We start from the raw sequence: 8,421 nt of genomic DNA on the forward strand, positions 1-8,421 counted from the left end.
CCCACCGACGGATCAGAACCCGCCGAGCACCAGGTAGGCCCCGAGCACCGCGACCGTCCCGACGACCCCGGTGCCGAGCGCCACCACGCGCGCAACGGGTGAACGGGTGCCGAGGACCCCGATGCCGAGGAGCACCACGCCGACGACGATCTCGACGACCCAGGTCACGTGCCCGGTCGTCGCGGCGACCTGCAGCAGCCCGCGGATCCCCTCACCGACGAGCACCGCGGCCGTCACACCGAGCGCCCCCGCGCGCCACCGGGCGTCGCGGGACCGCACCGCCACGGCGACCGCCCCGGCCAGCAGCCCGGCCGGCACCCCGAGCAGCACCCACGGGTTCGTGATCGACAGCACGTCCGGGAACCCGCGCAGGACCGTCGTGGCCCAGTACCCGACGTGCATGAGCTCGAGGAGCACGACGCCGAGCACCATCGCGATCGGCAGGGCGAACCGGCCCGCTCGTGCTCCCGCCGCCAGGCACAGCAGCGCGGCGACGAGGAACCACGGTCCGGCCGAGTTCGACACGGAGGCGAGTGCGGGCACCGCCTGCCCGAACGACGTCAGGACGCCGGCAAGGGCCGCCCCGCTCAGCGCGATGGTGACCCGCACCACGGCGGGGACCGGCGCGGGCGGGTCGACGGGCGTCGGCACAGCGGAGCGGGTTCCGGCGGACAGGGTCGCGTTCATGGCTCCAGCCTCGCCGGACCCCACCGCCGCCGCATCACCCCGGGGAGCGACAACCCCCGACCCGGCCTCACCCCAGAGGATGACACCGAGCCCCGGCGCACGACACCGAGCCCCGGCGCACGACACCGAGCCCGGCGGACGACACCGTGCCCGGACGACGCACCGCTCAGACCACCGCCGCCAACGACCCCCGCACCCCGGTCGACTCGCCACCGACCCGCTCCCACGCACGCGACAGCACGTCGACCAACCGTCCCCGGTCGGCCGGGGCCATCGTGAACGGCACCCGCAGGAACCGCTCGAACCCGCCGTCCGGCCCGAACACCCCGCCCGAGGCCAGCACCACGCCCTCGGCCCGGGCGGCGAGCACGAGCGCGCTCGACACCGGCCGCCCGAGCCCCACCCACGTCGTCAACCCGCCCGCCGGCGCCGGGACGTCCCACTCCGGGAGCCGCGCCCGGAGCGCCCCCACGACCGCGTCGCGACCTTCGCGCAGGGACGCACGCCGCGCCTCCAGGACGGCCGCCGTGCGCGGGACCAGCTCGCGCACGACCAGCTGGTCGAGCACGGGGGTGCCGAGGTCGCCCGTCGGGCGGGCGAGCAGCAGCCGCTGCAGCAGCGCCGGGTCGGCGCGGATCCAGCCGATCCGCAGCCCACCCCAGAAGACCTTGGCGGCGGAACCGATCATCACGACCGACGCCCCCGACGGGTCCGCCGCTGCCAACGGCGGCGACGGCGAACCGTCGATCCGGAGCTCCCCCATCGTCTCGTCGGCGATGACGGTCGTGCCGACCGAGGCCGCGACCGACAGCAGGAGCTGGCGGGTCGATGCGGACATGGTCGCACCGGTCGGGTTGTGGAGCTCGGGCATGACGTACGCGACGGAGGGCGTGGTCCGACGCAGCGTCGTCTCGAGCGCGGCGGCGTCCCACCCCGTCCGCGCATCGACGGGGACGCCGACCAGACGGCCGCCGGCTTCGCGGAAGGCCTCGTGCGCGTGCGGGTAGGTCGGGGACTCGACGAGGACGGCGTCGCCACGGCGGACGAGCACCCGCGCGAGCAGGGCGATCGCGTGCTGCGCGCCGATGGTGACGATGACCTGGGGGGGCTCGGTCGGCAGTCCGCGCTCGGTGTAGCGCGCGGCGATCGCGGCGCGGAGGCCGGGGTCGCCGACGGTGTCGTAGCCGATGCCGGCGAGCGCCGCGGGCACGTGCCGAACGGCCCGCTCGACCGCCTCGTCGATGCCGGGGGCCGCGTGCAGGGCCGCCTTGCGCAGGTCGAGCAGGTCCCCCTCGACGACTCCGCCCAGGCGTTCGGGGTCGGGCCGGCCGACCAGGTCACGGGGCAGGTGGACCACGCTGCCGGAGCCACGGACGGACACCAGGAACCCGTCGGAGCGCAGGCGGGCGTAGGCGTTCGCGACGGTGGTGCGTGAGACGCCGAGGGCTGCGGCCAGGCCGCGCTCGGCCGGGAGCCGGACCCCCTGGGCGACCCGACCGTCGATGACGAGGACCCGGAGGGCGTCGGCGAGCGCCTCGTAGGCCGGGGCGTCGGTGCTGGCGCGCCAGTCGGTCAGCAGGTGGGCGGCGGCGCGGGCACTGATCAGGACAGGGGGCACGGGTCCACGGTAGCGCGATTGGCTCTCGACCAGCAGGCCAATCTGTCGGGACGATGGCCACATGCCCCGCCGCACCGCCCTCACCCTGCGCTTCGTCCAGCTCTTCGTCGGACTGTTCCTCTACGGCGCCTCGACCGCACTGCAGGTCCGAGCGGTGGTCGGCGTGAGCTCGTGGACCGTGCTGACCCAGGGGCTCGAGAACGTCGTGCCGTGGTCGTTCGGCGTCATCACGGTCGTGTCGAGCGGCGTCATCCTGCTGCTGTGGATCCCGCTGCGACAGAAGCCGGGCATCGGGACGCTGCTGAACGCCCTGGCGATCGGTCCGAGTGCGGACCTGGTGCTCTGGCTGGTGCCGGAGCCGTCGGGGATCGTCGCCCGGATCGCGCTGTTCGCCGCGGGACTCGTGTTGCTCGCGGTCGCGACGGCGTTCTACATCGGTGCGGGGTTCGGCACCGGGGCGCGGGACGGTCTGATGGTCGGGTTGCACCAGCGACTCGGCTGGCCGATCTGGCTCGCACGGACCCTGGTCGAGGTCACCGTGGTGATCGTCGGGTGGGTCCTCGGCGGGGACGTCGGTGCCGGCACCGTCATCGCGGCGTTCGCGATCGGCCCGATGGTCCAGCCGCTCATGCCGCACTTCCGCCGGTTCCCGTGGAGCCCCGAGCGCACGGCCGCAGCGCCCGGCGGCGCAGCACCCGCCATCACACCCGCCCTGGAGGCCCGCCCCACCCCCGCCACCCCGGCTTCGTGAGCAGGAATGGTCGGGTCCACGGCGCCGACCCGACCATTCCTGCTCACGATCGCCCGAGCGATCACCCGGCGATCGCCCGGCGATCGCCCGGCGATCGCGTGTGACCCCTTGCGGCCGTGGGGAACGCGATATAGCGTGATCCCCACAGACGCGATACATCGCGAGTTCCAGGAGGCAACATGGCGCAGGAGAAGTGGCTCGTCGACGAGCCCAAGGTCATCGACACCGGCATCGTGCGCACCGTGCGTGTCGGCCTCGTCGGCGGGCAGGTGGACGTCGTCGCACACGACGAACCCACGGCCCGGGTCGAGATCCACAGCGTGTCCGGCAAGCAGATGCTCATCGAGGTCGACGGCGACACCCTCACCGTCGACCACCCCCAGGTCCGGTGGGACGACCCCATCGGGTTCCTGAAGTCCTTCCGCGGCAAGGCCCACGCCGACGTCAGCATCCTGGTCCCCCGCGACGCCGGCATCACGCTCGGTGTCGTCTCGGCCGGTGCGCTGCTGTCCGGCACGAACCGCGGAGCCACCCTCAACACGGTGTCCGGCGACCTGGTCGTCGACGGCGTCGCGGGTGACGTCACGGTGAACGCCGTCTCGGGCGCCACCACGATCCGCGACCTCGACGGCGCGCTCGCGGTGCACACCGTCTCCGGCGACGTCGTGGCCACCGGCGAGATCCCGCGGTTCCAGGCCGACGGCGTCTCGGCCGACGTCGTGCTCGACCTGCACGGGGTCCCCGAGTCCGCCCGCGTCAACACGGTGTCCGGGTCGGTGAGCGTCCGCCTGGCGGACGGCGTCGCCTACAAGTGCACGGTGAACACCGCGACCGGCAAGCTGCAGTTCGACGACGCCGAGATCCGCGGAGTGCGCGGTTCGTACGTCAAGCAGGGCGGCGAACTGTCCGGCCAGTGGCTCGACCTGCGGGTGAACTCCGTCTCCGGCGACATCGCGGTGCTGCACGCCCCGCCGGTCGCCGAGCCGACGCCCCCGACGACACCGACCACCCCGTCGACCACCCCGACGAACGAGAGCGAGGTGCCCGAATGAGCCCCGTCTTCGCCCACGGCCACCTGCGCCTCTACCTGCTCGTCCTGCTGGCCGACCACCCGATGCACGGCTACGAGCTCATCCAGGCACTCGGCGACCGCTTCGGCGGCACCTACGTGCCGAGCGCCGGCACCGTGTACCCCCGGCTCGCGAAGCTCGAGGACGACGGCCTGGTCACCAAGACCGCCGACGGTCGCAAGACCGTCTACGCGATCACGGACGCCGGCCGTGCCGAGCTCGCGGCGCGTGCCGACGAGATCGCCGCGGTCGAGTCCGGCGTGAGCGACTCGGTGAAGTCGTTGGCCGATGGCGTGCGCGCCTCGGTCGGCGAGGCCATGCGCTCGCTCCGTGCCGACCTGGCCGCCGCCGCCGAGAGCCCGGCGACGGGTTCCGCCGAGGAGCCCGTGTCCGTGCCGTCGGACAGCGCCCGCGCCCTGCGCGAGCTCGAGATGGCCCTGTCGTCGTTCCGGCAGCAGGTGCGTGCGGACCTGCGCCGTCGGGCGACCCGCGGCACACTCGGTGCGGACACCGTGACGCGTCTGCGTGACGGCCTGGAGGCCCTGCGCAAGTCGCTCTGACGGCCGGTGGCCGACAGGCGGTCGCGACCACGGGCCTCCCGTCCGTCGTCCGCACCGGCTGTCGGCCCGCCGCGTGCGGGGGGGGGGGGTGCCGGCACCTCAGGTACCCGGAAGCCGCGTCGGCGGGAAGCCGGCGAACGCGTCGGCCGCCGCCAGGTCCTCCCCGTGCTCGACGCGCGCCACGGTGGTGCGCACGGCCGCGAGCTGGCGGGCCAGGCGGTCCCGTTCGTGCTCGAGCCACGTGAGGTGCGCCGTGAGCGCGGCGACGTCGTCACCCTCGTCGTCGAGCCGTCGCGCGATCTCGGGCAGTCCGAGTCCGAGGCCGCGCAGCAGCAGGATGCGCTGCAGTCGGACGAGCGCACGGTCGTCGTAGCGCCGCAGCCCACCGGCGCCGACGGCGGTGGCCGGCAGCAGTCCGACGGCCTCGTAGTGCCGCAGGGTCCGACTCGAGACACCGGCGGAACGCGCCACCTCGGTGATGACGTGGGGAGCTTTCGCAGCTGGGTCGTCCGGGCCTGTCGATGCGCTCATGCTGGCGACTGTAATGCTTGACGCTGCGTCAGCCACAGGGGGTGCGCGATCCCCAGGGTGGAGCACCGGTGGGCAGCCGGGAATATGCGGCAGGCGAACCGTGTTGACTCGCGCCCGGAACTGAGTAGGTTTGCCGCTCGTGACGAACGAGATCCGGTCGTTGAAAGCACGACTGATCGGGGATCCCCTCCCCTCTGAGAAGCTCGAAGGACAGCTCCTCCCGAAGCACCTGGCCCTGCCGATCTTCGCGAGTGACCCGCTGTCCTCTGTCGCGTACGCGCCGCAGGAACTGCTGATGATCCTGCTGCTCGGCGGCATGGCCTTCCTGACGTTCGCGCCGTGGGTCGCCGCACTCGTCGTGCTGCTGCTCGTGGTCGTCGTCGCCTCGTACCGACAGCTCATCAAGGCGTACCCGTCGGGTGGTGGCGACTACGAGGTGGCGCACCGGAACCTCGGTGAGAAGGCCGGGCTCGTCGTCGCGAGCGCGCTGCTCGTCGACTACGTGATGACGGTGGCCGTGTCGGTCGCCTCCGGTGTCGACAACATCATCTCGGCGCTCCCGATGCTCGACCACTTCCGCGTCGAGCTCGCCCTGCTGTTCGTCGTGCTGCTCGCCGCCGCCAACCTGCGGGGTGTGCGGGAGTCGAGCAAGGCCTTCGCGATCCCGACCTACCTGTTCGTGGCGAGCGTCTTCGTGATGGTCGTCACCGGACTCGTCCGGGTCGCCGCCGGCAACGCCCCGGTCGCCGAGTCCGCGGCGTACACCGTGCAGAACGTCGAGCACACCACGCAGGCGGCGTTCATCCTGCTGCTCCTCCGTGCCTTCGCCTCGGGCTGCTCGGCCCTGACCGGCGTCGAGGCCATCGCGAACGGTGTGCAGGCGTTCCGCCGTCCGAAGATCAAGAACGCGCAGGCCACCCTGGTCGCGATGGGCGGCATCGCGATCGTCCTGTTCATCGGGCTCATCACCCTGGCGCTCGTGTCGCACGTGCACTACGCCGAGCGTGCCTGCGACCTGCAGGGCTTCGCGAACTGCGCCACCACGCCGCAGCGTTCGCTCATCGCGCAGATCGCGGCCGCGACGTTCGGCAACAACTCGGTGCTGTTCTTCGTGATCCAGGCGACGACGGCCGCGGTCCTGCTCCTCGCGGCGAACACGGCCTTCAACGGGTTCCCGCTGCTCGGCTCGATCCTGGCGCGCGACTCGTACGCCCCGAAGGCGCTCTCGACCCGCGGCGACCGGCTCATCTACTCGAACGGCGTCATCGTCCTGGCCCTGGTCGCCGCGGCGCTGCTCGTGGTCTACCGGGCGAACGTCACGAGCCTCATCCAGCTCTACATCATCGGTGTCTTCGTGTCGTTCACGCTCGGACAGACGGGCATGGTCGTGCACTGGACACGACTGCTGCGGGCCGATCGGGACCGGGACGGGGCGCCCGCCGCCGACGGCGAGCCACCCGTGAACCGTGGGCAGGTCGTCCGCTCCCGGACGATCAACGCCATCGGTGCGACCTTCACCCTCGTGGTGCTCGTCATCGTCACGATCACGAAGTTCACCCACGGCGCCTGGCTCGTGTTCCTGATCATGCCGGTGCTGTACGTGCTCATGCTCGGCGTGAACCGCTACTACCGCGACGTCTCGCACGAGATCGAGGCCGACGTCGAGACGAAGTTCGGCGCCACCGGGGACCACGCGATCGTCCTGGTGAACAAGCTGCAGAAGCCCGTGCTCAAGGCGCTCGACTACGCGGTCGCCGCGGAGCACGCGAGCATCGAGGCGGTGCACGTCGCGATCGACGACGCCGAGTCCCAGCGCCTGCGCGACCAGTGGGCGGAGTACGGCATCCAGGTGCCGCTGACGATCGTGCCGAGCCCGTACCGCGACATCTCGATGCCCCTGATCAAGTACATCAAGGCGCACCGGGCCGAGCACGGCTCCGAGGTCGTCACCGTCTACACCCCGATCTTCATCGTCGGGCACTGGTGGGAGGGCCTGCTCCACAACCACCGCGGCCGCCGCATCCGCAAGAAGCTGCTGCTCGTGCACGGCGTCACCGTGGCCCTGGTGCCGTGGCTGCTCGACTCGTCCGAGCTGCTCTACGGCCGCCGTTCCCGCCCGCTGCCCGGCCAGGAGCGCCGCGGCGAGCCCATCCGGCCCCCGCTCCGCCGCCCCGCGCAGCCCGGTTCGTCGGCCGAGGCCGCGGCCTCGGCTTCGGCTTCGGCTTCGGCTTCGGCTTCGGCCGAGGACCGCCTGCTCCGGTCCGCCGAGCGCAACAGCATCCAGCCGCGCCGCGCGACCCGTCCGGCCGGCCCCGCCGAGGGTGTCGACCCCGCGCTCTGCACGGGCGAGCTCCACGCCCTCGTGCCCTCGCCGCCGCGACGGGGAGCTGACGAGTCGTAGCATGTGGCCCCATGACCATCAGTGACCTGCGGACGTTCGCCACGTTCGACGGACACGGCGGCAAGGTCTCGAAGCGCGTCGAGGTGCTCGACCACGAACCGCCGGCCGGCAGCCCGCTCGAAGGGCTCGTCGCCGTGCGCGGCGAGCACCCCCTCGGTGCGCGCGACGAGCGTGCCGCCGACGAGTCCGCCGCGCTCTCCCGCGGAGTCCCGAGCGTCGGCTGGGTGGACCCGGCCGCGCTCCGCGACTGGTACCGCCCGGACCGCGTCGTCCTCACCCGGCTCGAGGCGCGACAGTCCGGCATCGAGCCCGGGGTCTACGCCGACTCCCGTGGGCGCGGTCGCGTCCGGATCGACGGCCTGGAGGCGCACCTCGCCCCCGACGGTCGGCCCGCCTTCCGCGCACTGGCCGGGCCCACCGCCGAGCCCGTCGTCGACGTGCCGCTGCCGACCGACCAGGCCGTCCGCCTGGTGGCGGTGACCGCGGTCGACGAGGGACTCGAGGTCGTCACGGCCCCGGTGTCACCGTTCCTGGAGCCCGGCGAGCACCCGGCGTACGGCGACGACGTGGTGGGGCTGCCGCCACGTCCGGCGAGCGGGCACGTCCGGGTCACGGCGTCGGTGCTGCTCGACGGCGAGCTGCACGAGGTCGACCGGATCGACGAGCGTGCGGCGACCATCTGGATCCGGCGGGACGACCGCGTCGTGCCGATCGCCACGAGTGCCGTCGGGGCCGACCTGGTGCGGTACGCGGCGACCGCGGTCTGAGCCGCTTCGGTGCGTTTGCGTGCCTTCGTGCGCGCT

Annotated in this window: 8 protein-coding genes; 5 read left to right on the forward strand and 3 right to left on the reverse strand. The window is 72.8% G+C overall.

Annotation, left to right across the window (positions count from 1 at the left end):
• Positions 1-12: 12 nt before the first annotated feature.
• Both HQQ79_RS00390 and HQQ79_RS00395 read right to left on the reverse strand, forming a co-directional pair.
• Positions 13-687 carry a DUF6518 family protein gene (locus tag HQQ79_RS00390; RefSeq protein ID WP_173032126.1) on the reverse strand — a complete coding sequence of 225 codons (675 nt, stop codon included), beginning with the start codon at positions 685-687 and terminating at the stop codon, positions 13-15.
• A 166-nt stretch (positions 688-853) separates the two neighbouring features.
• Positions 854-2,305: a PLP-dependent aminotransferase family protein gene (locus HQQ79_RS00395; RefSeq protein WP_367948022.1), complete on the reverse strand. Its 1,452-nt coding sequence runs from the start codon at positions 2,303-2,305 to the stop codon at positions 854-856.
• Between the two features lie 61 nt (positions 2,306-2,366).
• On the opposite strand from HQQ79_RS00395, the gene HQQ79_RS00400 reads away from it, so the two are divergent.
• From HQQ79_RS00400 to HQQ79_RS00410, 3 genes are all read left to right on the forward strand, one after another.
• Positions 2,367-3,056 carry a YitT family protein gene (locus tag HQQ79_RS00400; protein WP_173032127.1) on the forward strand — a complete coding sequence of 230 codons (690 nt, stop codon included), beginning with the start codon at positions 2,367-2,369 and terminating at the stop codon, positions 3,054-3,056.
• Positions 3,057-3,235: 179 nt separating this feature from the next.
• Positions 3,236-4,108 (forward strand): DUF4097 family beta strand repeat-containing protein, encoded by an 873-nt coding sequence (locus tag HQQ79_RS00405; protein ID WP_111056845.1) that lies wholly within the window; start codon positions 3,236-3,238, stop codon positions 4,106-4,108.
• Complete coding sequence (locus HQQ79_RS00410; protein ID WP_027465044.1) at positions 4,105-4,686, forward strand: PadR family transcriptional regulator; 582 nt, start codon at positions 4,105-4,107, stop codon at positions 4,684-4,686. The genes HQQ79_RS00405 and HQQ79_RS00410 overlap by 4 nt, the downstream gene beginning before the upstream one ends.
• A 99-nt stretch (positions 4,687-4,785) precedes the next feature.
• On the opposite strand, the gene HQQ79_RS00415 is transcribed toward HQQ79_RS00410, so the two are convergent.
• Positions 4,786-5,217, reverse strand: coding sequence for a MerR family transcriptional regulator (locus HQQ79_RS00415; protein ID WP_173032128.1), 432 nt, complete (start codon positions 5,215-5,217; stop codon positions 4,786-4,788).
• 130 nt (positions 5,218-5,347) lie between these two features.
• On the opposite strand from HQQ79_RS00415, the gene HQQ79_RS00420 reads away from it, so the two are divergent.
• Together HQQ79_RS00420 and HQQ79_RS00425 are read left to right on the forward strand one after the other, a co-directional pair.
• Positions 5,348-7,618, forward strand: a complete 2,271-nt coding sequence (locus HQQ79_RS00420; protein ID WP_173032129.1) for an APC family permease — start codon at positions 5,348-5,350, stop codon at positions 7,616-7,618.
• A gap of 11 nt (positions 7,619-7,629) precedes the next feature.
• A complete protein-coding gene (locus HQQ79_RS00425) occupies positions 7,630-8,385 on the forward strand; it encodes a hypothetical protein (RefSeq protein ID WP_173032130.1) in 756 nt (251 codons plus the stop codon).
• The last annotated feature ends 36 nt before the right edge of the window (positions 8,386-8,421 follow it).

It is taken from the genome of Curtobacterium sp. VKM Ac-2852 (assembly GCF_013205045.1).
Lineage (GTDB): Bacteria > Actinomycetota > Actinomycetes > Actinomycetales > Microbacteriaceae > Curtobacterium > Curtobacterium flaccumfaciens.